The 24,717-nt window shown below is 69.5% G+C and carries 18 protein-coding genes; 7 read left to right on the top strand and 11 right to left on the bottom strand.

Translation table 11 applies throughout. From position 1 onward, the window contains the following. Positions 1-112 precede the first annotated feature (112 nt). Both htpG and OZ403_RS31790 read right to left on the bottom strand, forming a co-directional pair. Positions 113-2,077 carry a molecular chaperone HtpG gene (gene htpG / locus OZ403_RS31795; protein WP_268782507.1) on the bottom strand — a complete coding sequence of 655 codons (1,965 nt, stop codon included), beginning with the start codon at positions 2,075-2,077 and terminating at the stop codon, positions 113-115. 98 nt (positions 2,078-2,175) lie between these two features. Further along, a complete protein-coding gene (locus tag OZ403_RS31790) occupies positions 2,176-2,301 on the bottom strand; it encodes a hypothetical protein (RefSeq protein WP_257792552.1) in 126 nt (41 codons plus the stop codon). 138 nt (positions 2,302-2,439) lie between these two features. Between OZ403_RS31790 and OZ403_RS31785 the strand changes: the two genes are divergently transcribed. The 4 genes from OZ403_RS31785 to OZ403_RS31770 all read left to right on the top strand — a co-directional run bounded on the left by OZ403_RS31785 (position 2,440) and on the right by OZ403_RS31770 (position 6,662). Continuing rightward, the gene (locus OZ403_RS31785) at positions 2,440-4,134 is read left to right on the top strand and encodes a dipeptidyl-peptidase 3 family protein (RefSeq protein ID WP_140795028.1); all 1,695 of its coding nucleotides are present in this window, start codon (positions 2,440-2,442) and stop codon (positions 4,132-4,134) included. Positions 4,135-4,212: 78 nt separating this feature from the next. After that, positions 4,213-5,001 (top strand): fatty acid desaturase, encoded by a 789-nt coding sequence (locus OZ403_RS31780; RefSeq protein WP_140795027.1) that lies wholly within the window; start codon positions 4,213-4,215, stop codon positions 4,999-5,001. A 33-nt stretch (positions 5,002-5,034) separates the two neighbouring features. Further along, the gene (gene msrP, locus OZ403_RS31775; RefSeq protein ID WP_140795026.1) at positions 5,035-6,024 is read left to right on the top strand and encodes a protein-methionine-sulfoxide reductase catalytic subunit MsrP; all 990 of its coding nucleotides are present in this window, start codon (positions 5,035-5,037) and stop codon (positions 6,022-6,024) included. Between the two features lie 11 nt (positions 6,025-6,035). Next, the gene (locus tag OZ403_RS31770; protein WP_268782506.1) at positions 6,036-6,662 is read left to right on the top strand and encodes a protein-methionine-sulfoxide reductase heme-binding subunit MsrQ; all 627 of its coding nucleotides are present in this window, start codon (positions 6,036-6,038) and stop codon (positions 6,660-6,662) included. A gap of 30 nt (positions 6,663-6,692) precedes the next feature. On the opposite strand, the gene OZ403_RS31765 is transcribed toward OZ403_RS31770, so the two are convergent. The 4 genes from OZ403_RS31765 to OZ403_RS31750 form a co-directional block, all read right to left on the bottom strand. Then, entirely contained in the window at positions 6,693-7,169 is a 477-nt protein-coding gene (locus OZ403_RS31765; protein WP_140795024.1) for a response regulator, read from the bottom strand. Positions 7,170-7,255: 86 nt separating this feature from the next. Next, entirely contained in the window at positions 7,256-8,470 is a 1,215-nt protein-coding gene (locus OZ403_RS31760; protein WP_268782505.1) for a hypothetical protein, read from the bottom strand. After that, positions 8,467-10,941: a TonB-dependent receptor domain-containing protein gene (locus OZ403_RS31755; RefSeq protein ID WP_140858552.1), complete on the bottom strand. Its 2,475-nt coding sequence runs from the start codon at positions 10,939-10,941 to the stop codon at positions 8,467-8,469. The genes OZ403_RS31760 and OZ403_RS31755 overlap by 4 nt, the downstream gene beginning before the upstream one ends. A 38-nt stretch (positions 10,942-10,979) precedes the next feature. Then, a complete protein-coding gene (locus OZ403_RS31750; protein ID WP_268782504.1) occupies positions 10,980-12,581 on the bottom strand; it encodes a serine/threonine protein kinase in 1,602 nt (533 codons plus the stop codon). Between the two features lie 269 nt (positions 12,582-12,850). Here OZ403_RS31750 and OZ403_RS31745 point away from each other — a divergent pair, with 269 nt between their 5' ends. Beyond that, positions 12,851-13,720, top strand: a complete 870-nt coding sequence (locus OZ403_RS31745; protein WP_140795021.1) for an ABC transporter substrate-binding protein — start codon at positions 12,851-12,853, stop codon at positions 13,718-13,720. Here the strand turns inward: OZ403_RS31745 and OZ403_RS31740 are convergent. Continuing rightward, on the bottom strand, positions 13,717-14,823 hold the full coding sequence (locus tag OZ403_RS31740) for an endonuclease (RefSeq protein WP_268782503.1): 1,107 nt from the start codon (positions 14,821-14,823) through the stop codon (positions 13,717-13,719). The two genes, OZ403_RS31745 and OZ403_RS31740, sit on opposite strands and share 4 nt — an antisense overlap. A 292-nt stretch (positions 14,824-15,115) precedes the next feature. Here OZ403_RS31740 and OZ403_RS31735 point away from each other — a divergent pair, with 292 nt between their 5' ends. Then, a complete protein-coding gene (locus OZ403_RS31735) occupies positions 15,116-16,900 on the top strand; it encodes a BamA/TamA family outer membrane protein (protein ID WP_268782502.1) in 1,785 nt (594 codons plus the stop codon). 13 nt (positions 16,901-16,913) lie between these two features. Here OZ403_RS31735 and OZ403_RS31730 read toward each other — a convergent pair whose 3' ends face one another. Continuing rightward, positions 16,914-17,690 (bottom strand): hypothetical protein, encoded by a 777-nt coding sequence (locus tag OZ403_RS31730; protein WP_268782501.1) that lies wholly within the window; start codon positions 17,688-17,690, stop codon positions 16,914-16,916. Positions 17,691-17,811: 121 nt separating this feature from the next. Between OZ403_RS31730 and OZ403_RS31725 the strand changes: the two genes are divergently transcribed. Next, positions 17,812-20,016, top strand: coding sequence for a S9 family peptidase (locus OZ403_RS31725; protein ID WP_140795017.1), 2,205 nt, complete (start codon positions 17,812-17,814; stop codon positions 20,014-20,016). Positions 20,017-20,119: 103 nt separating this feature from the next. Here OZ403_RS31725 and OZ403_RS31720 read toward each other — a convergent pair whose 3' ends face one another. The 3 genes from OZ403_RS31720 to OZ403_RS31710 form a co-directional block, all read right to left on the bottom strand. Continuing rightward, positions 20,120-20,326 (bottom strand): cold-shock protein, encoded by a 207-nt coding sequence (locus tag OZ403_RS31720; protein ID WP_011555986.1) that lies wholly within the window; start codon positions 20,324-20,326, stop codon positions 20,120-20,122. 157 nt (positions 20,327-20,483) lie between these two features. Beyond that, the gene (gene odhB / locus OZ403_RS31715) at positions 20,484-21,677 is read right to left on the bottom strand and encodes a 2-oxoglutarate dehydrogenase complex dihydrolipoyllysine-residue succinyltransferase (RefSeq protein WP_140795016.1); all 1,194 of its coding nucleotides are present in this window, start codon (positions 21,675-21,677) and stop codon (positions 20,484-20,486) included. Further along, positions 21,667-24,555 (bottom strand): 2-oxoglutarate dehydrogenase E1 component, encoded by a 2,889-nt coding sequence (locus OZ403_RS31710; RefSeq protein ID WP_140795015.1) that lies wholly within the window; start codon positions 24,553-24,555, stop codon positions 21,667-21,669. Before OZ403_RS31710 ends, odhB begins: the two co-directional genes overlap by 11 nt. Positions 24,556-24,717: the final 162 nt, after the last annotated feature.

Here is a 24,717-nt window from a genome sequence, read left to right as displayed (position 1 = left end):
GTCGGCAATGCCCCTTGTCCAGGGCCTCCCTGAAGCAGCCAGGCGCACCATGCGCTCGCTCGGGCTGCGGGCGCCCCCTCTCGAAGCGAGAGGGGGCGTGGGTGACGGCGTTTCAGCTCGCCGTCGACGAGGCGGGGGCCTGCGCTGGAGCGGGCGCCGCTGCCAGGGCCGCCACCTGCGTCAACAGCCCCGTCATGCGGCGAGCGAAGCGGTTGGGGTCGGCGATGGTGCTGCCCTCGGTGAGCAGCGCCTGGTCGTGGAGTAGCTCAATCCACTCCGCCACCTGGGCCGCGGCCGGGTCTCGGTCATGCACGGCCTTCAGGTGCTCGATGACGGGGTGCTTCGGATTCACTTCCAGGATGCGCTTCACGCGCGGCATGCCCGCGCCCCGGCCGCGCTGCTGGAGCAGGCGCTCCAGGTAGGCCGGCGAGCCGCCCTCCGGCACGACGAGGCACACGGGCGAGTCCGTCAGGCGGTCCGACACGCGCACCTCGCGCACCGACTCCTGGAGCACGTCCTTCATCTTCGTGGTGAGCGTCTTCAGGCCTTCGGCGTGCTGCTCCTGCTCCTTCTTCTGCTCGTCCGTGGACTGGAGCTTCAGGTCCGCCTGGAGCGCGGACACCAGCGGCTTGCCCTGGAACTCGCGCAGGCCCTGCGCGGCCCACTCGTCCACCGGGTCCGTCATGTAGAGGACCTCGAAGCCGCGCTGCTTCAGCGCCTCCAGGTGGGGGCTGTCCGCCACCGCCTTCCGGGACTCGCCGTAGACGTAATAGATGGCCTCCTGGCCTTCCTTCATGCGGCCCACGTAGTCGGTGAGGGACGTCAGGCCCTCCTCGCGCGAGCTCTCGTAGCGCAGCAGGCCGCCCAGCTTGTCCTTCTGCTCGGCCTCCGTGGCCAGGCCTTCCTTCAGCACCGTGCCGAAGGCCTTCCAGAAGGTGAGGTAGTCGTCCGGCTTGTCCTTGGCCAGCTTCTCCAGCAGGTCCACCGACTTCTTCACCACGTGCTTGCGGATGGCGCGCACCACCTGCGAGTCCTGGAGCAGCTCGCGCGACACGTTCAGCGGCAGGTCATCCGAATCGATGACGCCGCGCACGAAGCGCAGCCACTGAGGCACCAGCTCCTCGCAGCGGTCCATGATGAACACGCGCTTGACGAACAGCCGCACCCCGCGCTGCTGCTGCGCGTCCAAATCGAACGGAGGCTGCTTGGGCACGAAGAGCAGGCCGGTGAACTGGGTGTTGCCGTCCGCCTTGAAGTGCGTCCACGCCAGCGGCGCTTCCCAGTCGTGCGTCAGGTGCTTGTAGAACTCCTGGTACTGCTCGTCCGTGATTTCGGACTTGGAGCGCTGCCACAGGGCGCTGGCCTTGTTGACCACCTCCAACGACGTCTCCGTCTTCGCCTCGTCGCCCGTCCCCGTCGTCTTGCTCACCTGGAGCTTGATGGGGTGGCCCACGTAGTCGGAGTACTGCGTGATGAGCGACCGCAGCCGCCACTCGCCCAGGAACTCCTTCTGGTCCTCCTTCAGGTGCAGGGTGATGGAGGTGCCGCGCGCGGCGCGCTCGGCGGGCTCCACCGTGAAGGAGCCCTTGGCTTCCGACGTCCACCGCCAGGCGGACTGGCCCTGGCCGGCGGCGCGGCTGACCACCTCCACGCGGTCCGCGACCAGATAGGCGCTGTAGAAGCCCACGCCGAACTGGCCGATGAGCTGCATGTCCTTCTGCTGGCCCTTCTGCGCCAGCGCCTCGATGAACTCGCGCGAGCCGGAGTGGGCGATGGTGCCCAGGTTCTTCACCAGCTCGTCATGCGACATGCCGATGCCGGTGTCCTCGATGGTGAGGGTGCCCTTCGCCTCGTCCGGGATGAGGCGCAGCTCCAGGGCCGGCTCGTCCGCCAGCAGCTCCGGCTCCGTAATCGCGCGGAATCGGAGCTTGTCGAGCGCGTCGGACGCGTTGGACACCAGCTCGCGGAGAAAAATCTCCTTGTGGCTGTAGAGCGAATTGATGACCAGGCTGAGGAGCTGATTGATTTCCGCCTGGAAGGCGTGGGTCTCCCGCTGGGGGGCGTTTTCGACGGTCATGGTGACAGGGGCCTCCGGGGCGCCCGGTGGGGCGCCAGCGTCGCTTTCCCTTAACCATGGAAAACCGCTTGTCGAGTCCGGACCGTCCGCTCGCCCGCTCAGGGGCGGCTGTGCTGGTGGTCCACGCCGAAGTGGGTGTCCCAGTACGTCTGGCCGGCGACCCCGTAGCGCACGGGGCGCGGGACGCGGGCGTCATCGAGGGCCTCGAAGGAGGGCGGGAGCACGGCTACTGCCGGCGCGCATGGTGGCATGGGCTCCCCCGACTTCCGAGTGTGCGCGAATGAGGGGGAAATGTGGGACGTTGGGTTTTCAGATGTGAGGACCGCTGGGAGGGGGGGCTGGGTTGGAGTAGGGAAGGGGACATGAACCGTACCCTCCTGTCCCTGCTCGGCGCGGCGATGCTGTCGGGCGCCGCCACCGCCGCGGAGAAGACGCCCCCTGCCCGTTTCCCGGATGCCGCGGAGCTCCAGCGCCTGACGGCGCGCTTCGCCCCGGTGGAGCTCCGGGTGGACCTGAAGGCGCTGCCGGAGTCCGAGCGCCGCGCCCTGGCCCGCATCGTCCAGGCCTCGAAGCTGATGGACGCGCTCTTCCTGCGTCAGCGGTGGGCGGGCAACGAGCCGCTGCTGCTGGACCTGGTCCAGGACTCGACGCCGCTGGGCCGCGCGCGGCTGCAGGCGTTCCTGTTGGACAAGGGGCCCTGGAACAGCCTCGACGAGGCGCGGCCCTTCATCCCGGGCGTGCCGGCCAAGCCCGCGTCCGCGAACTTCTATCCGGCTGGCGCCACCCAGGCGGAGGTGGAGGCGTGGGTGAAGTCGCTGCCCGAGGCGCAGCAGAAGGAGGCCACCGGCTTCTACACCACCATCCGCCGCGGCACGGATGGCCGCTTCATCACGGTGCCCTACAGTGTGGAGTACCAGGGCGAGCTGGCCCAGGCCGCCGCGTTGCTGCGCGAGGCCGCCGCGCTCACCCAGCAGCCCACGCTGAAGGCGTTCCTCACCTCGCGCGCGGACGCGTTCCTGTCCAACGACTACTACGCCAGCGAGGTGGCGTGGATGGAGCTGGACGCCAGCATCGAGCCCACCATCGGGCCCTACGAGGTCTACGAGGACGAGTGGTTCAACTACAAGGCCGCCTTCGAGGCCTTCGTGGGCCTGCGCGACGACGCGGAGACGCAGAAGCTGGCGAAGTTCAGCGGGCAGCTCCAGGGGCTGGAGAACAACCTCCCCATCGACCCGAAGCTGCGCAACCCGAAGCTGGGCGCGCTGGCGCCCATCCGCGTCATCAACAGCCTGTTCTCCTCCGGTGACGGCAACCGGGGCGTGCAGACGGCCGCCTTCAACCTGCCCAACGACGAGCGGGTGTCGGAGAAGATGGGCTCCAAGCGCGTGATGCTGAAGAACGTGCAGGAGGCCAAGTTCGAGCGCGTGCTGCTGCCCATCGCCAAGGTGGCCCTCACCCCGGCGGACCAGAAGGACGTCTCCTTCGATGCCTTCTTCACGCACATCCTGATGCACGAGCTGATGCACGGACTGGGGCCTAGCAACATCACCGTGGGTGGCAAGGCCACCACCGTGCGCAAGGAACTCCAGGCGGCCTCCAGCGCCATCGAAGAGGCGAAGGCGGACATCTCCGGCCTGTGGGCGCTCCAGCGCCTGGTGGACACCGGCGTCATCGACAAGTCGCTGGAGCGCACCATGTACACGACGTTCCTGGCCTCCGCCTTCCGCTCCATCCGCTTCGGCGTGGACGAGGCGCACGGCAAGGGCATCGCCGTGCAGCTCAACTACTTCCTGGACACCGGCGCGGTGAAGGTGAACGCGGACGGCACCTTCTCCGTGGTGCCGGCGAAGATGAAGCAGGCCGTCACCTCGCTGACGAAGCAGCTCATGGAGATTCAGGGCCGCGGTGACCGGAAGGCCGCCGAGGCGCTGCTGGCGAAGCACGGCGTGGTGCGCCCGCCCGTGCAGCGCGTGTTGGAGCGCCTCAAGGACGTGCCGGTGGACATCGAGCCGCGCTACGTCACCGCGGAGGAACTGGTACGTGATGTGAAGAAGTAGCCACCGGTCCATTGCCCGCCCCGCCGCCTGGGCATTTCCCATGCGCGGCGGGCCGGCGATGGCCAGAAAGCAGGAGAGATGGAGACTTCCGCCCGCCAACTCCGTCCAGCGCCGCCCGGTCCCTGGGGCGTTGTCATCGCGCTCGTCGTCATGGGCGCGTGGGGCGGGCACCTTGCCTGGGCGCTGACACGCGCGGAGCTGCCGTGGGTGGAGCCGCTCACCTGGCTGCACGTCGCCCTCCAGGCCTGGCTGTGCACGGGCCTCTTCATCACCGGCCACGACGCCATGCACGGCACGGTGTCTGGCCGGCGCTGGGTGAACGAGGCCGTGGGCACGGTCGCCTGCTTCCTCTTCGCGGGGCTGTCCTACCGGCGGCTGGTGGTGAACCACCGTGCCCACCATGCCCGGCCCACGAGTGAGGAGGACCCGGACTTTTCCACTCACAGCCAGTCCTTCTGGCCGTGGCTGGGCACCTTCATGGCCCGCTACACCACGTTGCCCCAGATTGGGGTGATGGCGGCCAAGTTCAACGTGCTGCTCTTCCTGGGCGTCTCCCAGCCGCACATCCTCGTCTTCTGGGTGCTGCCCTCGGTGCTGGGCACGTTGCAGCTCTTCTACTTCGGCACCTACCTGCCGCACCGGCGCCCGGAGACGCCGGACATGGCCCCGCACCACGCGCGCACGCTGCCGCGCAATCATCTGTGGGCCCTGCTGTCGTGCTTCTTCTTCGGCTACCACTGGGAGCACCACGAGTCCCCAGGCACGCCCTGGTGGCGGCTGTGGCGCCTGAAGGACGCCCGTGCCCGTGAGACCGCGCTGACGCAGAGCGCTGGGACGCTCCCGGGACAGGAAGGCACTGCCCGGTAACGCGCGGGCGACCAGGGCCGTTATACAGGGGCCATGCGTGACAAGCCGCCCGCCGAGCCGCCCAGCTCCGAAGTCACCTCCGAGAAGACGTACCTGCGCCGGCGCGAGCTGCTGAAGAACGCGGGCCTCTTCGCGGGCACGGCCGTCGCCGTCGCCGGAGGGCTGCACCTGCTGGGCCGCAAGCAGACGCGCCCCATGGACCGCTTCGTCCCGGACGCGGGCCTGGTGGAACAACCGGTGGCGAAGGCGATGGGCCCCTACGACACGGACGAGCCGCGCACGCCCTACGAGGACGTCACCACCTACAACAACTTCTACGAGTTCGGTTTCGACAAGAACGACCCGGCCCGCTTCGCGCACACGCTGAAGCCGAAGCCGTGGAGCGTCGTCATCGACGGCGAGGTGCACAAGCCGCGGACGGTGGACGTGGAGCAGCTCACGTCCTGGTTTTCTTTGGAGGAGCGTGTCTACCGCATGCGTTGCGTGGAGGCCTGGTCCATGGTGATTCCGTGGCTGGGCTTCCCGCTGGCGGCGCTGCTCCAGCGCGTGGAGCCGACCAGCCACGCGAAGTACGTCGCCTTCACCACGCTGCTGGACCCGGAGCAGATGCCGGGCCAGCGCCGCGCCCTATTGGATTGGCCGTACACGGAAGGGCTGCGCCTGGACGAGGCGATGAACCCGCTCACGCTGCTGGCCACGGGGCTCTACGGCCGGCAGTTACCCAACCAGAACGGCGCGCCGCTGCGGCTCGTGGTGCCGTGGAAGTATGGATTCAAGGGCATCAAGTCCATTGTCCGCATCAGCCTCACGCGGGAGGAGCCCATGACGACGTGGCGGCTGTCCGCGCCGCGCGAGTACGGCTTCTACGCCAACGTGAATCCTTCCGTGCCCCATCCGCGCTGGAGCCAGGCCAGCGAGCGCCGCATCGGTGACTTCGAGCGCCGCCCCACGCTGCCCTTCAATGGCTACGCGGAGCAGGTGGCCCACCTCTACACCGGCATGGACCTGCGCCGGTTCTACTGAGTCCCCGCGCCATGGCCTCGTCTCCGTATCCCTGGCTCAACCCCGCGCTCGTCGTGGGGGGCCTGTCGCCGCTGCTGATGCTCGCCGTCCAGGGCCCGCGGGGCGAGCTGGGGCCCAACGCGATTGAAGCCGCGCTCCACCAGACGGGGCTGCTGGCGCTGGTGCTGCTGCTGGCCTCGCTGGCGTGCACGCCGCTGCGGCTGGTGGCGGGGTGGACGTGGCCCGCGCGCGTGCGCCGCACCCTGGGCCTGCTGGCCTTCAGCTACGCGGTGGCGCACTTCCTCGTGTACGCGGTGCTGGACCAGGGGCTGGCGTGGGGCGCGCTGTGGGCGGACGTCACCGAGCGCCCCTTCATCACCGTGGGCTTCGCCGCGCTGGTGCTGCTGGTGCCCCTGGCCGTGACGTCGACGAACCGGTGGGTGAGGCGGCTGGGCTTTCCGCGCTGGCAGCGGCTGCACCGGCTGGCCTACGTGGCCGCGGCGCTGGGCGTGGTGCACTTCGTGTGGCGCGTGAAGAAGGACATCACCGAGCCGCTCATCTACGGCGCGGTGCTGGCGCTGCTGATGGCCATCCGCGTGGGTGAAGCCATGCGAAAACGCCGGGCCCGCGCCGCTGCAGCGGCCCGGAACCCGGCGTGAGTGAAGCGGCGCCCAGAGGGGCGCGGCGCGCTACTTGCGCGGCAGCGGGAGGATGGTGTCCACCAGCGTCATGAGCTGCGCGCAGCTCACCGGCTTGCGGACGAAGGCGCTGATGCCGGCCTTCTGACCCAGCGCGCGCACCTCCGCCACGTTCGGGTCGCCCGTCATCATCAGGATGGGCACCTTGGCCAGCCGCGGGTTGGCGCTGGCACGAATCTGCGCGGCGAAGTCCGCGCCGTTCATCCCATCCATGTGGAAGTCCGTGAGGACCAGGTCCACCGGCTCCGCTTCCGACACCTTGAGGCCTTCCTCGGCGGACTCCGCTTCGAGGAACTCGAAGTTGCGGGCCATCAGGTAGATCTTCAGCAGCGTGCGGATGGAGCGGCTGTCATCCACCAACAGCACGCGCTGCGGAGCCGTGCCCGTGACGGGGCGCGCGCCCAGGGGGCGGGTCGTCTCCGTCGTGGTGCGGAGGGGGAGGGGCTCGGGGAGGGTTCCGGCCTTCATCGGATCATCAACCTCAATTGGGGCAGTTCCCCGGGGAACGGCGATCATGTTGGCGGATGGAGCGTCCGAAGTCAAAGCACCGCCACTCAGGGAACCTCCAGGAAGAAAGCCTGACTTTCCACGGCGGGAAGCCCCAGTCCAGACGCGAGGGCGGGTGCCAGTTCATTGGGCACACGCCATGTTTGTCCACTGGGTTGGATCAACACCACCGCGTAGCGACCTCGGGGCAGCTCACGCAGCGGCACGGGGTTGGTAGGTACCCGGGCATCCAGTGCCTGGGGTCGCACTTCCACCACCAGCTCCGGAACGACGGCGCCTTCCATGCGAGGGTTGCCGTTCTCGTCGGTGAGCGCGGCGATGATGCTGTCTGGCACCAGGCGCGCGTTGAGCACGACGACATCCGGTACGCCGTCCTGGGAACCATCGGCGCGGGCGTAGTCCACGCCGGTGTCATCCGGGACGCCATCGCGGTCCAGGTCGTTCTCGTCCACCAGGTTGCTGGCGTGGTCCGCCAGCTTGCGCACCACCACGCGCGGCCAGAAGCCATCGGGGGTGCCGTCGTTGTCGGCGTCCACGTAGCTGACGGCGAAGCCGTCCGGGCGCTGGTCCACCGCGCCGTCGTGGAGGGACAGCGGCTGGAGGCGCAGCTGCTTCTGCGAGCTGCCCATCTGCCCGTCTCCCTGCACCACCTGGAACGTGGGCCGGTCCCTCAGCACGCGCGCGGTGTCGGAGAAGCTCACCGCCACGCCGGTGAGGGGCTGCGGCTGGCCGTCCGCGTCCGCCACGACTTCCACCGTGAGCGGTCTTCCGGTCGCGTCCACCGCCGCGCCACCCACGTCACCCGCGTTGGGCTCGCTGGTGACGCCGTACCAGGGGTTGAAGTCGGACCGGCGGCAGTCCGCGCCCGCGTCCGAGCCGCAGCCGTTCGCGTCGATGAAGCCGCGGAGCATGTAGCGGCCCGCGGGCACCAGGCTGAAGCTGAAGGGCGCGACGAAGGGGCCGGGCGTGTCACCCGCCAGCGCCGGGCCGAAGAGCTGCTCGGCGGGGACGACGGTGAAGGTGATGGGGCGGCCGGTGCCCTGCGGCGGCGGGGGCCGGTCCGCGTCGTAGAGGAACACCACCGCGTTGCCACGCGCGCGTGACTGCACCACCAGGTTGCCGTCGATGCGCGCGGTGCGCGTGTTCTGCCGCACGTCGGCGGTGGGCACCACGGGTGGTGAATCGCAGCCGAGTCCGAGCACGGACGCGAGGGCGAGGCCACCTGCGGCCCGCTTCCAGGAGGACAGGGTGGGGCGGCTCATGGAGTCACCGTCAGGGTCGCGTAGACGCGCCGCTCGATGCGATTGCCAAAGGGGTGCTGGGAATGCGCGCCGCCCAGGTGGCTGCCCACCAGCGCGACGGTGACGGTGTCCTTGACGGCCATGTAGCCCACGCGCGCGTTCACCACGGTGTAGGCGCGCAGCGGGTTGGACACCAGTTCGATGCGCGTGGGGTCCGCTGCGGCGGGCTCGCGCTCAATCCAGGTGGACGCGGAGGTGTAGGCCGCGTCCACGCCGAACTCCAGGTCCGCGCGCGAGCGGTAGGTGAGGCCGCCGTACAGCCGGAACTGCGGCGCCTGGTTGCACGGGCCGCACTCGGCCGCCGACTCGCGGTCCGACGTCACGTCCTGCAGCGACGCGCTCAGCTTCAGGCCCAGGCCGTCCACCGGCGCCAGGGTGACGCCCGCTTCGGCGCCGCGCGCGGTGTAGATGGCGTCCTCGTTCTGGAAGGACGAACTGCCCAGCAGGTACGAACCGGTGCCCGGGTCATACGACTGGCCCGGCGGCAGCCGCGACACCCCGGACAGACCGATGAGGTCTCTCACCGTGTTCTGGTACACGGCCACGTCCAGGTCGATGCCCAGCTCCGGGGCCTCGCCGCGCCAGCCCAGCTCGAAGGCGGTGAGGCGCTCGGGGCGCAGTTGCTGATTGCCGGTGGTGAGCGTGCTGACGCCGTTGATGCCCGGCACGGGCACCGTCAGCTGCGTGTAGCTCTCCAGGAACGTCGGCTCGCGGAAGGCGGAGGCCGCGCTCGCGCGGAAGGCGTGGTTTTCGAAAGGCTTGAACAGCGCGGAGATGCGCGGCGAGTGCGCCAGTCCCGGGCTGCCCAGGTTGAGCAGCGGGTGCCGGTCCACGCGGTAGCTGGCCACCAGCGCCAGCGGCTCCACGATGCGCCACTCGTCCTGGACGAAGAAGGCCGCGTGCACCTGCTCGCGCAGCGGCCCCAGGTAGTCTCCCCAGTCCACGCGCTTGATGCGGCCCTCCACGCCAATGTTGAGCTGGTGCGTGCCCGCGAGCTCGAAGTCGCGCGCGAAGAGCAGCTCGGCGTTGAAGAGGTTGGAGTTGAGGGACGTCACCAGCGAGCGCTGGCCCGTGGCTTCATACTGGGGACCCGCGTCGCTGGAGATGTGGTTCCAGAACGTCTTCAGCTTCAGGGGCCCCAGCTCCACGTCGCCCTTGGCGAAGGCGTTGACGCCGTCGATGAAGTAGTTGCGCAGCAGGCCCGGCGGATAGATTTCCGTGGTGAAGCGATTCACGCCGCCGGACAGGCCCACCTGGCGCCCTTCGGCGAAGGTGTACACGGCGGACAGCGACGCGCGCGCGCCGCGAGCACCCAGGTCCGGGTCGGGGCCGCGCAGCGTCACGTCCGGCAGGCCGCTGGCGTAGTCCCGGCTCCACTTGTCCGTCTGCGAATAGCCCGCCGCCGCCCGGTAGCGCATCGCGCCTGAGCCGCCGTGGCTGACGAAGGAGCCCGCGGCGGTGTTGCCGGTGCCGCCGGTGACGTTGAACTGCGCGCGCGGTCCGGTGCCAGGCGCGCGGGTGATGATGTTGACCACGCCGAGCATGGCGTTGGCGCCGTACAGCGCGCTGCCCGGGCCGCGGATGACCTCGATGCGCTCAATCTCCTCCAGGCCGATGGGGATGGAGGACCAGATGGTGAGGCCCAGGAAGTCCTGGTACTCCGTGCGGCCGTCCACCAGCACCAGCACCTTGTTGGCGATGCGCTGGTTGAAGCCGCGCAGCGACACGTTGGCGCTGCCCACGCCCAGGGCCATGACGTCCGCGCCGGGCACGCGCCGCAGCAGCTCCGGCAGCGACGTGGCGCCCGACAGGCGGATGTCCTCGGCGGTGATGACGGTGGTGGCGTTGGGCGCGTCCAGCGAGGACTGCGCGCGGCGGCTCGCCGTCACCACGCGCTCTTCGTAGGGCACCGCGCCCAGGTCCACGCCGCCGGCCGAGTCGTCCGTGCTGGCGGGGGCGACGCCGGTGGGCGTCAGGCCGGGAATGGTGGCGCTCCCCACGGGCATGGCCTCGGCCCGTTCAATGGCCTTCTCCAGCCGCTCCAGCAACGCGCTCAGCTGCTGCGACTGCATGCCCGCGGGGGGCGGCGGCATGGGCAGCGACGACGGGTCCTGCGCGGCGGCCTGTGCTCCCTCGGCCTTCAGCTTCTCCTCCAGCGCGGCCACCATGGGCATCACGGACGCCGCGTCCGGCGGATTGCTGGTGAGGTAGCGCTGGTACACCTCCAGCGCCTCCTTCGACCTGCCCGAGTCCTGGTAGGCGCGGGCGATGTTGAAGAGGACGTTGGGGTGCGGCTTGATGGCGTAGGCGGCTTCGAGCTCGGCGATGCCCGCGTCGTACTGCTTCTGGGCGATGAGGCTCATGCCGCTGCGGAAGTGGCGGCGGGCCTCAAGGCGGGCGTCCGCCAGGGCCTCCCCCGCGCACAGACACATCGCGAGGAGGCCCGCTCGTTTGAGGGCTGTCAGGGTTTTCAATTGTACGGGTCGTCCTTGTAGGGCGACGAGTCTGGGGCCTTTCCAGGCCGCGTGCTCGCCTTCTTCTTGGGCTGGAGCTTCAGCGTGAAGCGCTCTTCGGGGCCCGCGCCCTTGGCGACGGCGCGGGCGCGCTGGTAGCCGTCCAGGGTGAAGGTCAGCGCCGCTTCCGCGACGCCGCTGGCATCCGGAGCCACCTCGAGGTTCAGGGGCGTCTCGCCCAAGTCCTTCCCCTGGTACGTCACCCGCGCACCCATGGGGTCGCTGACGATGAGGAAGCGCACCGGCTCCACGGTGGGCCGCGTCAGCGGCGCCAGGGCCAGCTCCTCGTCGGACTCACCCACCGCGGACTCCGCGGGCGGGCTGGCGGCCTCGGGCGCGGTCTGGGCGGTGGCGGGCGGTGGCGGTGTGACGATGGGCTCGGCGGGCGGGTTGGGGCGCATCGCCACCACCAGGGCCGCGCCAAGGCCCACCAGCAGCGCGCCGCCACCGAGGAGCAGGCCCAGCGGCTTGCGGCCGCCTTTGACCGGCGCCTCCTCCACGGAGATGTCCAGCGCCACGGTGGCGGGACCGGAGCCGGCCGCGCCGTGGGGACCGCTGCCGTGGGGGCCGCTGATGGGGCCGCTGCCACCGACGCCAGCGCCCGCGAAGCGCGCGCCACTGAAGGCGCCGCTGACGCCCACCGTGGACATGGTGCGGCGCATGGCCTCCATCACCTCGTCCATGGACTGGTAGCGTTCCGGTGGCGTCTTGGCCAGGCACTTCATCACCAGGGCCTCCACCTCTCCGGGGATGCCATGGTTGGGGTAGAGCGAGCCGAAGGCGGGCGGCAGCTCGTTGATGTGTTTGACGATGACGTCAATGCTCTGCGCGGCCAGGAAGGGCGGCCGTCCCATCAGCATCTGATAGAGCACCACGCCCATGCTGTACACGTCACTGCGCGGGTCGGCGATGTTGCGCGCCTGCTCCGGCGCCATGTACTGCGGCGAGCCCAGGATGATGCCCGCCTGCGTGATGGACGTGTCCTGTGGCACGGGCGCCGCGTCGCCGATGAAGGACTTCACCAGGCCGAAGTCGAGCACCTTCACCACGTCGTGGTCCGTCTCCTGATTGAGGACCATGACGTTGGCGGGCTTGAGGTCGCGGTGGATGAGGCCGACCTTGTGCGCCTCGCGCAGCGAGCGGGCGATCTGCTGGGTGATGTTGAGCGCGCGCGGCCACGGCAGCGGGCCCATCTGAGTGAGGAGCTGGCCCAGCGTCAGCCCCTCCAGGTACTCCATGGCGATGTAGTAGATGCCGTCTTCCGTCTTGCCGTAGTCGATGACGGTGACGGTGTTCGGGTGGCGCAGCTTCGCGGTGACGCTGGCCTCCAGGAAGAAGCGCTTCTGGAAGCCGGGGTCCTTGCCCTCGCCGTACTGCGGGTTGAGCACCTTGAGCGCCACCAGCCGGTCCAGCGGTGACTGCACGGCCTTGTAGACGCGGCCCATGCCTCCGGCGCCAAGCGTCTCCAGGATGCGGAAGCGCTCGTTCAGGACCCGGCCCAGCATGGGGTCCGCGACGTCGGGTGGGGCGCCATTCGTCGGGGCGTTGCTTTCCATCATGACTGCCCCCACCGACCGGTGAGGCACGTGACACGCCGGTCGAACATGAAGGCAGATGCTAACACTGCAATCGTCCACCTCCCAAGCGACCTGCCGGGTTGGCGCAGTGCGCCACCGGCCGAGAATCCGGCTCGGGCGCGACAACGTTTCACAGGTGACACACCTGGGACGTGTCGTGACTGGGAGTGCGGTGAAAGCCCGGTCCATGCGCACGGACGAATGCTACGGACACGTAGCGCGGCGGTGGCCGCGTTAGGGTGTGGCCCCGCATGAATGCCCGCCTGTCCGAGCTGCTCTCCGGTGCGCCGCCCTATCCCCGCCGCGTCGTGTGTCTCACCGAGGAGACGACGGAGGTGCTCTACCGCCTGGGCGCGGAGGACCTGGTGGTGGGCGTGTCCGGCTTCACCGTGCGTCCACCCCAGGCGCGCAAGAAGCCGCGTGTCAGCTCATTCCTGGACGCGAACTTCGAGCGCATCCTGGAGCTGAAGCCGGACCTGGTGCTGGGCTTCTCCGACTTGCAGGCGGACATCGGCCGCGAGCTGGCGAAGCGGGGCGTGCCCGTCTACCTGTTCAACCAGCGCTCCATCGCCGAAATCCTCCAGTCGGTGCGGCTGACGGGCGCGCTGGTGGGGCGGCCCGAGGCCGCGGAGGCGCTGGCCGCCGAGCTCACCGCGAACCTGGAGCGGCACGCGGACGCCGCGGAGTCGCTTCCACGCCGGCCACGCATCTTCTTCGAGGAGTGGCATGAGCCGCTCATCTCCGGCATCCGCTGGTGTTCGGAGCTGGTGGAGCTGGTGGGCGGCGTGGACGTGTGCCGGGAGTCGCGCGCGTCGCAGGGGGCGCAGGGCCGCATCTTCGCGCCGGAGGAGGTGGCGCGGCGCGACCCGGAGGGCGTCATCGCCAGCTGGTGCGGGCGCAAGGCGAAGCGGGAGAAAATCGTCGCCCGCCCCGGGTGGACCGGGGTCCGGGCGGTGGTGGATGACCAGCTCTACGAGGTGAAGAGCTCGCTCATCCTCCAGCCGGGGCCGGCCGCCCTGTCGGACGGCGTGGACCGGCTGGCGAAAATCGTCGCGGCGGTGGCGCGGGGCGAGAAGCTGCCGCCCCTGCGCGATGGGGAGCTGCGCTCTGCGGGGGCCTAGAAGTCCTTGATGCGGTCGGCCAGCGCCGCGTCCTCGACGAAGGCGTTGGAGTTGCCCTGGATGGTGGCGATGCGGCGGTTGCGCTCGATTTCGGCGGCGTCCACCGTGTCGAGCTTGTTCCACGCCTTGAGCGCCGCCTCCTCGTCGCTGGAGATGGGCTTGTTGTAGGTGGCGGAGAAGTAGAACATCGCGCGCGCCACGTTGCCCTTGTGGGAGTCGGGCGGCTCGAAGACCATGTTGCCGCGCGCGTCGGTGCCCAGCTTGGCGCCGTTCTGGCTCCACCGCACGTTGACCACTTCGCCGAACGGGAAGCTGCTGCGCCGGGAGTTGGCCTTGCTGTCGGTGGGGTAGAGGTGGTGCAGGTCGCTCTTCGCCGCGCCCGTGGCGCCCTTCGACTGGGGCCAGGTGTGCTCGGTGTTCATCACCGAGTTGTTGGGAATCTTGCCGCCTTTGACTTCGGCGCCCGTGTAGACGCAGACGACGTTGCCGTTCTCATTCACATCCAGGCTGGAGAACATCAGCCGGCGGGCCTCGTTGTAGCTGACCACCTTCTTGCCGGACGAGTAGTCCTGGAGCGCGTCCAGCAGCGCGCCGTCGCGCAGGCCCTCGAAGAGGCCACCTTCGGGCTCTTCCGGCGCCTCGGGCTCCGTCACTGGCGTCTGCGGGGCGATGTCCAGGCCCCACGACTTCAGCGTGCCGGTGTCGCCGCGCGCCGCGTCCTGCACCTCCAGCATCCAGGTGCCCTTCGTGGGCTCGCCCTTGAACGCGGACAGGTCGAAGGCGCCGGTCAGGCCATCCGCCGAACCGCCCTTGCGGTCCGACACCACCGCGCTCTTGCCGGACGGCGAGGTCAGCGTCACCTTCAGGTCGCCCCGGTAGGTGTGCTCGATGTCCAGGTTGAGCTTGAGCGACTCCACCGTGGCGTCCTCGGGGACGTCGATGGTGCTCTCGATGGTGGTGTGGTCCTTGATGTCGGCGTTGGGCGTCGTGCTGTGGACCAGCGCCGCCGCCCGTGTGCCGACCGTGGCCTTCAGGTGGGAGGCCGCCGCCTGCGTCGCAGTGGGCGTCTGGGGAACGAAGACCGCGCCGAGCTTCGTCAGCATCGAAGGCGTTGTGCCCTCGAGTCCCGGCCGCGCGGGCTGGAACGAGCTGGTGGCCGCGGAGGAGGTCGTCCGGGGGGAGGACGTCGTCTCACGGGCGGTTTCGGTGGTCGGGCGAGCGAGGAGGGGCGAGCGGCGGGGGCCGACGACGCTGGTCATGCCGTCATTATCCACCCAGTGGGCTTCGCGGTTGCTTCCCCCATGTATATTTTTGACGCGACCGTGAAAGCGGGAAATCCCCCGATGTAACAGAGTGCGGCATTGTCCAGGGGGCAATGCCGCGGCTCATGACAGGATGCCTTGCGTGCCGCTTTTGCTGCCTGCGTTGCTCGTCGCCACGTCTCTCGCGGCCGCGCCTTCCACGTCGGAAGCGTCGTCTGACGCGCCGGCGCAGGGGCTCGCGTCGGCCATCGACAACTACGAGGACGCGCTGATTGACGAGGCCCTGGCCCGGCACGGACGGGTGCTGGAGCCTGCGCCGGAGGGCAAGATTCTGGAAGAGGTGTTGGTGGACACCGAGGACGTGGTGGCCGAAATCGACCCCTTCCCGGACTTCCTCAACATCTTCCATGCCCGGACGCGGGACGACGTCGTCCGGCGCGAGGTGCTGCTCCAGGTGGGGGCGCCGTACTCGGACGCGCTCGCCCAGGAGACGGCGCGCAACCTGCGCGGGCTGCGCCTGTTCTCCATGGTCCGCCTGGTGGCGGTGAAGGGCCGCACGCCGGACTCGGTGGCGCTGATGGCCGTCACCAAGGACATCTGGTCGCTGCGGCTCAACAGTGACTTCGCGGCGGTGGGCTCGCTGCTCCAGTACCTGAAGCTGCAGGGCACGGAGCAGAACTTCCTGGGGCGCGGCAAGCGCATCGCCGTGGACTTCGTGCTGCGGCAGGACACCCTCAGCCTGGGGCAGAGCTACACCGACCCGCGTGTGCTGGGCAGCCGCTGGTCCCTGAGTGAGTCCATCGCCGTCATCCAGGGCCGGGAGACGGGCAAGACGGAGGGCTCGCGCGGCAGCCTCGCGGTGAGCCGGCCCTTGTACTCGCTGTCCACGCCGTGGAGCGCCAGCGCCTCCGTGTCCTGGAACGTGGAGACCAACCGCGTCTACCGGGGCGCGTCCATCTGGCAGCTGCCATTCCCGGGCGGGCCCGCGGTGCCCTACGTCTACCGGACCGAAGAGGTGGTGGGCGGCTTCTCGTACACGCGCTCGCATGGCACCCGCTACAAGTGGAACGTGGGCGGCACGGTGGGGGCCTACCATTACGCCTACGGCGCGCCGCTGGCATCCGGCCTCTCGCCGGAGCAGTCGGAGTGGTTCAACCGCAACTACCTGCCGCGCGCCGAGGACGCGGGCTACGTCGGGCTGAGCCTGCGCGCCTTCGACGCGCGCTACGAGGTGCTGCGGGACGTGGACTCGTACGTCCTGGCCGAGGACTTCCAGATGGGGCACTGGGTGGCGGCCACCCTGCGCTACGCGCCGCCGGTGTTCGGCGAGCAAAGCCACTTCGTCGAAGGCGGGCTGGCGCTGCGCTACCGCCTGCGGCTGGGGGACACGCTCACCACCGCGTCCATGTCGGGCGCCATCCGCCGGCCGCTGGGGCCGGGGGGCGCGTGGACCAATCGGCGCTGGGCGGCGGAGCTGATTGAAGTGTCGCCCAAGGTGCTGGGCGGGCGCTTCGTGGCGCGCGGGCTGCTGGACGTGAATATCGATGACTTGTTCGACCGCATCCACCTGCTGGGCGGCGCCAACGGCCTGCGCGGCGCGGGCGCGGATGCTTACTCCGGCCGGCGGCTCTTGCTCTTCAACCTGGAGTACCGCAGCCGGCCCATCGTCGTGAAGACGGTGCACCTGGGCGGCGTGCTCTTCTGGGACTCGGGCAGCGCCTTCAATGACCGGCCCGCCATGGTGCACACGGTGGGCATGGGCCTGCGGCTGCTCTTCCCGCAGTTCAACGTCCTGCCCTTCCGCGTGGACTTCGGCTACGTGCTCAACGACGCCCGGCCGCCGGTGGGCAGCCGCTTCTCCTTCGCGGGCGGGCAGATGACGGACGTGCGGCCCAACTTCATGGAGACGCCGCTGTAGCGCGCGGCGTGGCTCACGGGGGCTCGGTGCGCAAGAGCTCCCGGAACAGCACCTGGGCCGCGTCCTGGAACAGGTCCCCGGACGCGAGCAGCCCGCCGCAGTGGTGGGGCTCGCGCGCCAGCGTCAGCGCCACTGTCTTGCGCAGCACCGCGTCCCAGAAGGGCTCCGAGTCCTCCGGAAGCAGGAACTCGCGAATCACCTGCTGTGGCCAGGGGAGCACCGTCGTCGGGTCCGCGTCGCTCAGGGAGGTGAAGCAGTCCAGGTCCACGTCCAGCAGCACCCGTCCGGCCGCGTCCAGCACGTCGCGCACGGCGTCGCCGGGGGCAGGGCGGCTGTAGGCCTCGGCGGCGCGGTCCACGGTGGGGATGGCCACCAGCCGGTGCGCGCGGCCCCGCGTGTCCACGTAGGTGTCGCCCGCGAAGGCGCCGCGGGGGCGGGTGCGTGCAATCAGCAGGGCGTCTCCCACCAGCCCGGCCTCCATGGCCGCGAGGATGTGGTCGTAGTTGCGGACGTCCAGGGACCAGCGGGCATGTTCATCCAGCGCGCGCAGCCCGGCCGTGCGGTCCGGCACGGCCGCGGGAGCCCGGGGCACCACGGTGTCCAGGTGCCGGTCCAGCGTCACCAGCAGGGCGGGGCCCTCCGTGTCAGCCAGGGCGCAGGCCCAGGCGGGGAGGGCGAGCCGGTGCGGGTCGAACACGTAGGCGTCTTGGGGGCCGCGTCCTCCGCCCAGGCCCAGGCGGATGATGCCGGCCAGGCGCAGGTGCCGCGGAGCGTCGTCTTCCGTTTCCATTGCGTCGGGAATCCTCCAGCACGCCAGGCGTTTGCTCCGGCCGCGAGGCCGCCGAGTGTAGGCTGCTCCGCACCTTTCCACGAAAGGAGCCCCGCCCTTCCGCGCGGGGATTCGACGACGCATGCGCCACGTCCTCACCGCCGCGCTCCTGTTTGCGAGCGCTTCGTCCTTCGCCCAGGAGCAGAAGCCCCTGACCATGTCCAAGACGCAGCGGTCGCAAGACCCCTTCCTGCGCCAGTTCTCGGAGACGCGCCGCTTCATGAGCGGCCGGCCCGGCGGCGTGCGCATTTCGCCCGACGAGAAGAGCATCCTCTTCCTGCGCACCCAGCCCACGTCCAACGTGCAGACGCTCTACGCGTTCGACGTGGAGAGCGGGCAGACGCGTGAGCTGCTCACGCCCGAGGCCATCCTCAAGGGCGCCGAGGAGACGCTCACCCCCGAGGAGAAGGCCCGCCGTGAGCGCATGCGCGTCAGCGCCCGGGGCTTCACCAGCTTCCAGGTGTCCGAGGATGGCAACCGGCTGTTGGTGCCCCTGTCCGGCCGCCTCTACGTGGTGGACCGCGCCAACGGCAAGGTAACGGAGCTGAAGACGGGGCCGGGGACGCTGGACCCGCGCTTCTCGCCGGACGGCAAGCAGGTGGCCTACGTGCGGGACAACGACGTGTACCGCATCGACGTCGCCGCCAACCGCGAGCAGCGCGTCACCAAGGGCGGCACCGAGACGAAGTCGCACGGAGTGGCCGAGTTCGTCGCACAGGAGGAGATGGGCCGCTTCACCGGGTACTGGTGGAGCCCGGACGCGAAGTCCGTCGCCTACACGGAGTCGGACACGTCGGACGTGGAGAAGCTCACCATCGTCGACGTCATGCACCCCGAGCGCGGCGGCGAGGAGTTCGCATACCCGCGCCCTGGCAAGGCCAACGCCAAGGTGCGCCTGGGCATCACCCCCGTCACCGGCGGACGCACCGTGTGGGCGCAGTGGGACGCGGCGAAGTACCCGTACCTGGCCACCGTGACGTGGCCCAAGGGCGGCCCGCTCACCGTGCTGGTGCAGAACCGCGAGCAGACCGAGCAGAAGCTGCTCGCGGTGGACCCGCGCACGGGCAAGTCGCGGGAGTTGCTCACGGAGAAGGACGACGCCTGGCTCAACCTGGAGCAGGCCTTCCCGCTGTGGCTGGAGGATGGCAGCGGCTTCCTCTGGTACACCGAGCGCAACGGCGGCCCGGAGGTGGAGCTGCGCAAGGCGGATGGCTCGCTGGCGCGCACCGTGGTGAAGCCGGACGCGGGCTTCCGCTCGCTGGCGCGCTACATCCAGAAGGATGACACGCTCTACTTCAATGGTGGCCCCAACCCCACGCAGAGCCACCTGTGGCGCGTGAAGGCCGGTGGCGCGCCGGAGAAGGTGACGACGGGGCTCGACATCGAGTCGGGCTCGGTGTCCAAGAGTGGCGGGCTGGTGGTGATGAACGGCCAGGGCCTGAAGTCCATGCCCAAGGTGCAGGTGGTGCGCGGCGACGGCACCCGCGTGGGCGAGCTGCCCTCGGTGGCGCAGGAGCCGCCCTACACGCCCAACGTGGAGCAGCGGCAGGTGGGCCCCGAGCGCTTCTGGACGTCCCTGGTGCGCCCGCGCAACTTCAAGCCCGGCCAGAAGCTGCCCGTCATCGTCGAGGTGTACGGCGGCCCCACCACCACCGTGGTCCACAAGAGCATGGCCGCGCACCTGATGTCGCAGTGGGTGGCGGACCAGGGCTTCCTCGTGGTGAAGATTGACGGCCGGGGCACCCCGCTGCGCGGCGCGAAGTGGGAGCGCGAGGTGAAGGGCGACTTCGCCGGCGTCACGATTGATGACCAGGCCGCCGCCATCCAGGCGCTGGCGAAGGAAGTCCCGGAGATTGATTTGTCCCGCGTGGGCATCTCCGGCTGGAGCTTCGGCGGCTACATGGCCGCCCTGGCCGTGCTCAAGCGTCCGGACGTCTTCAAGGCCGGCGTGGCCGGCGCCCCGGTGGTGGACTGGCTGGACTACGACACCCACTACACCGAGCGCTACCTGGGGGTGCCGCAGCAGAGCCCGGAGGCCTACGAGAAGAGCTCGCTCTTGACGTACGCGAAGCAGGACAAGCCCATGGGCAAGCTGCTGCTCATCCACGGCACCGCGGACGACAACGTCTACTTCTTCCACACGCTGAAGCTGAGTGACGCGCTCTTCCGCGCCGGCAAGCCGCACGACCTGCTGCCGCTGAGCGGCCTGACGCACATGGTGCCCGACCCGCTCGTCACCGAGCGCCAGTGGGAGCGCGTCATGGACCACTTCAAGCGCAACCTGTAGGCCGCGCGGCCCCAGGGCTTGAAAAACCAGAGGCCCGGTCCCCAGGTGGTGGGGCCGGGCCTCTTGTCATCGGCCAGTCCGGAGGGAGTGGCTGACGGACGCGTTAGCCGGCGGCGCGGACGTTCTGCGCCTGGAGGCCCTTGGGGCCACGGGTGACTTCGAACTCCACCTTCTGGCCTTCGGCCAGGGTGCGGAAACCGTCCATGTTGATGGCGGTGTGGTGGCAGAACACGTCTTCACCGCCGCCGTCCTGGGTGATGAAGCCAAAGCCCTTCGCGTCGTTGAACCACTTCACGGTACCGGTTGCCATTGCACGTCCTTCAGTCTTGCGGGGCGGCGCGAGGAGAGCCGCCCGTTCTTCCCGCCCCCCGACAACCGGGAGACACTCCCAGTTGTAGTGAAACGGCCGGCTGGAAGTCCAGCCGGCCGCCCGGAATGCAAGTCTTGCCCGGATGCCGGGCCTGAAGTCAGACGTCCAGGAGCAGCCGCTCCGGGTCCTCGATGCACTCCTTCACGCGCACCAGGAACTGCACGGCCTCGCGGCCGTCGACCAGCCGGTGGTCGTAGGTGAGCGCGATGAACATGATGGGCCGAATCACGACCTGGCCGTCGCGGGCCACGGGGCGATCGACGATGTTGTGCATGCCCAGGATGCCCGTCTGCGGCGGGTTGAGGATGGGCGTGGACAGCATGGAGCCGAAGATGCCGCCGTTGGTGATGGTGAAGGTGCCACCCTGGAGGTCGGACAGGGCCAGCTTGTCATTGCGCGCCTTGGTGCCCAGCTCGCCCACGGACTTCTCCAGCTCCGCCAGGCCCTGCTTGTCCGCGTTGCGCACCACCGGCACCACCAGACCGCGGCTGCCGCTGACGGCCACGCCGATGTCGTAGTAGTGCTTGAAGATGACGTCCTCACCGTCGATCTCCGCGTTGATTTGCGGGAAGGCCTTGAGGGCCTCGACGGAGGCACGGATGAAGAAGCTCATGAAGCCGAGCTTCACGCCGTGCTTCTGCTGGAACTTGTCGTTGTACTTCTTGCGCAGGGCCATCACCTCGCCCATGTCCACCTCGTTGAAGGTGGTGAGCATGGCGGCGGTGGACTGGGCCTGGATGAGGCGCTCGGCCACGCGCTTGCGCAGCGGCGTCATCCGCACGCGCTCCTCGCGGGCGGCGTTCGGGCGGGGGCCGGTGGGCTGCGCCGGGGCGGCGGGGGCGGCCGGGCGGTTGAGCTGACCCAGCACGTCGTCCTTGTGCACGCGGCCACCAGCGCCGCTGCCCTTCACCTGGGAGATGTCCACCCGGTTCTCCTCGGCCACCTTGCGCGCGGTGGGCGTGGAGCGCGCGTCGGACGCGGCGGGCGCCTCGGCGGCGGGAGCGGGCGCGGCGGCCGGAGCCGCGGCGGCGGGCTTGGCGGCGGGCGCACCGGCACCCGCATCGAGGAGGCCGAGCACCTCGCCCACGCGGACCTTGTCGCCCTCCTTGAAGGCGATGCTGGACAGCGAGCCCGCGGACGGGGCCGGCACGTCGATGGTGACCTTGTCGGTCTCCAGGACGACGAGCGGCTCGTCGGCGGTGACGGCGTCACCCGGCTTCTTGTTCCACTTGCCGACCACGGCTTCGGTGATGGATTCGCCCAGGGGCGGCACTTTGATTTCAACGGCCATTCTTGGTCCCTCGGAGGATGGCTTCCTCGATGATGAGCTGCTGCTCGTATTCGTGTGTCTTGGGGAAGCCCGTGGCGGGGCTGGCGGCTTCGGCGCGACCGATGTAACCGATCTTCACCTGCTGCTTCGACTGCGTGGAGGCCAGGTCGTGCAGGCGGGGGAACATGAAGTGCCACGCGCCGGCGTTGCGCGGCTCTTCCTGCACCCACAGGAGCTCGGCGAGCTTCGGCATCTTCGCGATGAGCCCCGCCAGCACGTCGGAGGAGAACGGGTAGAGCTGCTCCAGCCGGACGATGGCGATGCTCTCGTCCTTGCGCTCGTCCCGCGCCTTCACCAGGTCGTAGTACACCTTGCCGCTGCACAGCAGCAGCCGCGTCACGCCCGCCGGGTCCACCCGGTCCATGATGACTTCCTGGAAGGTGCCGGTGGCCAGCTCGTCCACCTTGCTGGTGGCCTCCGGCCGGCGCAGCAGGCTCTTGGGCGACATGATGACCAGCGGCTTGCGCACCGGGCGCAGCACCTGGCGGCGCAGCAGGTGGAAGATCTGCGCGGGCGTGGTGGGGTAGCAGACCTGGATGTTGTCCTCGGCGCACAGGTCCAGGAAGCGCTCCAGACGCGCGCTGGAGTGCTCCGGGCCCTGGCCTTCGTAGCCGTGCGGCAGCAGCAGGGTGAGGCCGCTGAGGCGGCGCCACTTGCTCTCACCGGCGGCGATGAACTGGTCGATGATGATCTGCGCGCCGTTGCCGAAGTCGCCGAACTGCGCTTCCCAGGCCGTCAGACCGTCCGGCACGTCCAGGCTGTAGCCGTACTCGAAGCCGAGCACGCCCATCTCCGACAGCGGGCTGTTGTAGACGTGGAAGCCGTTCTTGCCCTTGCCGCTGACGAACTGGCGCAGCGGGACGAACTTCTCGCCCGTCTTCACGTCGTGCAACACCGCGTGGCGGTGGCTGAACGTGCCGCGCTCGCTGTCCTGGCCGGTGATGCGGATGTTGTAGCCCTCGGAGAGCAGCGTGGCGTAGGCCAGCGACTCGCCCTCGCTCCACTGCAGCTCGCCGCTGTCCAGCATGCCCAGGCGCTTCTTGATGACGGTGCGCTCCACGTCGCGGTGGACGTTGAAGCCCTCCGGCAGCGTGGACAGCTTGCGCAGCGCATCGCACAGCACCTGCTTGTCCACCGCGGTGGACACGTCCGGCGCGCTCTTCAGCGAGCCGCCCTGGTAGGGCTTCCACAGGCCCTCCAGCGCGCTGGGCTCCTTGAACTGGCTCTCCTGGCGCGCGCGGGTGAGCGCCGCGTCGAACTCCTGCTGGCAGCGCTGCTTGATGGCCTCCGACTCCTCGGCCGGAATCTTGTTCTGCGCCGCCAGCTTCGCCGCGTAGAGCGTGCGCACCGTCGGGTGCTTGCGGATGATGTCGTACATCGCCGGCTGCGTGAACGAGGGCTCGTCACCCTCGTTGTGGCCGTAGCGGCGGTAGCAGACCAGGTCGATGACGACGTCCGTCTTGAACGTCTGGCGGTACTCCGCCACCAGCTGCGCGATGTGGACGCAGGCCTCCGGATCATCCCCGTTCACATGGAAGATGGGGATGTCCAGCATCTGCGCGATGGCGGTGGAGTAGAGGGACGAGCGCGAGTCGTGCGGGTCGGTGGTGAAGCCGACCTGGTTGTTGATGACGACGTGGACCGTGCCGCCCGTGGTGTAGCCCTTGAGGCCGGACAGGTTGAGCGTCTCCGGCACCACGCCCTGGCCGATGAAGGCCGCGTCGCCGTGGATGAGCAGCGGCATCACGCCGGTGCGCTCGGTGTCGCCGCCGCGGTCCTGCTTGGCGCGCACGCGGCCCTCCACCACCGGATCCACCGCTTCCAGGTGGCTGGGGTTGAAGGCCAGCGACAGGTGCAGCTTGCGGCCCTGGCGCGTGGTGTGGTCCGACGAGAAACCCATGTGGTACTTCACGTCGCCGCGGCCCAGGTAGGCCTGCGGGTTCCGGGGACCGTCGAACTCGCTGAAGATCTGATCCGGCTGCTTGCCCAGGATGTTCGTCAGCACGTTGAGGCGGCCGCGGTGGGCCATGCCGATGACGATCTCCTTCAGGCCCATGCCGGTGGCCACTTCGCCCAGCGCGTCCAGCATGGGGATGAGCGCCTCGCCGCCGTCCAGGCTGAAGCGCTTGGCGCCCACGTACTTGGTGTGGAGGAAGTGCTCGAAGCCCTCCGCGTAGGACAGCTTGGTGAGGATGTGCCGGCACTCGTCCGGGGAGAAGTCGGTGCGGTTCTCGTTCGACTCCATCCGGTGCATCAGCCAGCGGCGGCGCTGGCTGTCGAGCATGTGCATGTACTCGACGCCGATGGTGTCCGTGTACGTGCGGCGCAGGCGCGCCAGCAGGTCCGCCAGGCGCACGCGCTGCTCGCCGAACACGCCGTTGGTCTCCACGAGCTGCTGGGCCTCGGCGTCGGTGAAGTGGCTGTCATCCACCAGGGCCACGTCCGCCACGTGCTCCAGCGCCGGGCGCGGACGGCCGAGCGGATCCAGCTTCGCGCGCAGGTGGCCACGCAGGCGGAACGCGAAGATGACGTGATCCACGCGCGCCTGCAGCGAGATGTCCTGGACGGTCTGCCCGGGCACGGGCGCGGCCACCGGTGCGGCCTGCGGCGCCGCCGGGGCCTTGGGCGCGGCGCCCTTGCCTCCCTTGGCCGCCGCTGGAGCCGCTACCGGCTCCAGCAGCCTGGTGCTGAAGATGGGTCGGCCGGCGCCGTTGCTGCGGTCGAAGACCTCTCGCCAGCTTGCATCCACGCTGGCGGGGTCCTCCAGATAAAGGGCGTAGAGGCCCTCGATGAAGTCGATGTTGGCGCCGGAAAGGAACGTGTCCTGGAAATTCGCCATGGCGGTGTCGTCTTTTACTGGATGGGCGCCCCGTTGGGGGGTTTTCGCAGCAACTTTTGTAGCGCCCGGCCGCTGGCCGATAAGCCGCACCTGTTGCCGTGGAGCAGGTGGATTCATGCCCCGGGTGAGTGCAACTTCAACCGTTCCGCCCAGAAGGAATGG

The organism is Myxococcus sp. NMCA1, assembly GCF_026810205.1.
GTDB lineage: Bacteria > Myxococcota > Myxococcia > Myxococcales > Myxococcaceae > Myxococcus > Myxococcus xanthus_A.
This window is presented reverse-complemented; position numbering and strand designations above follow the sequence as displayed.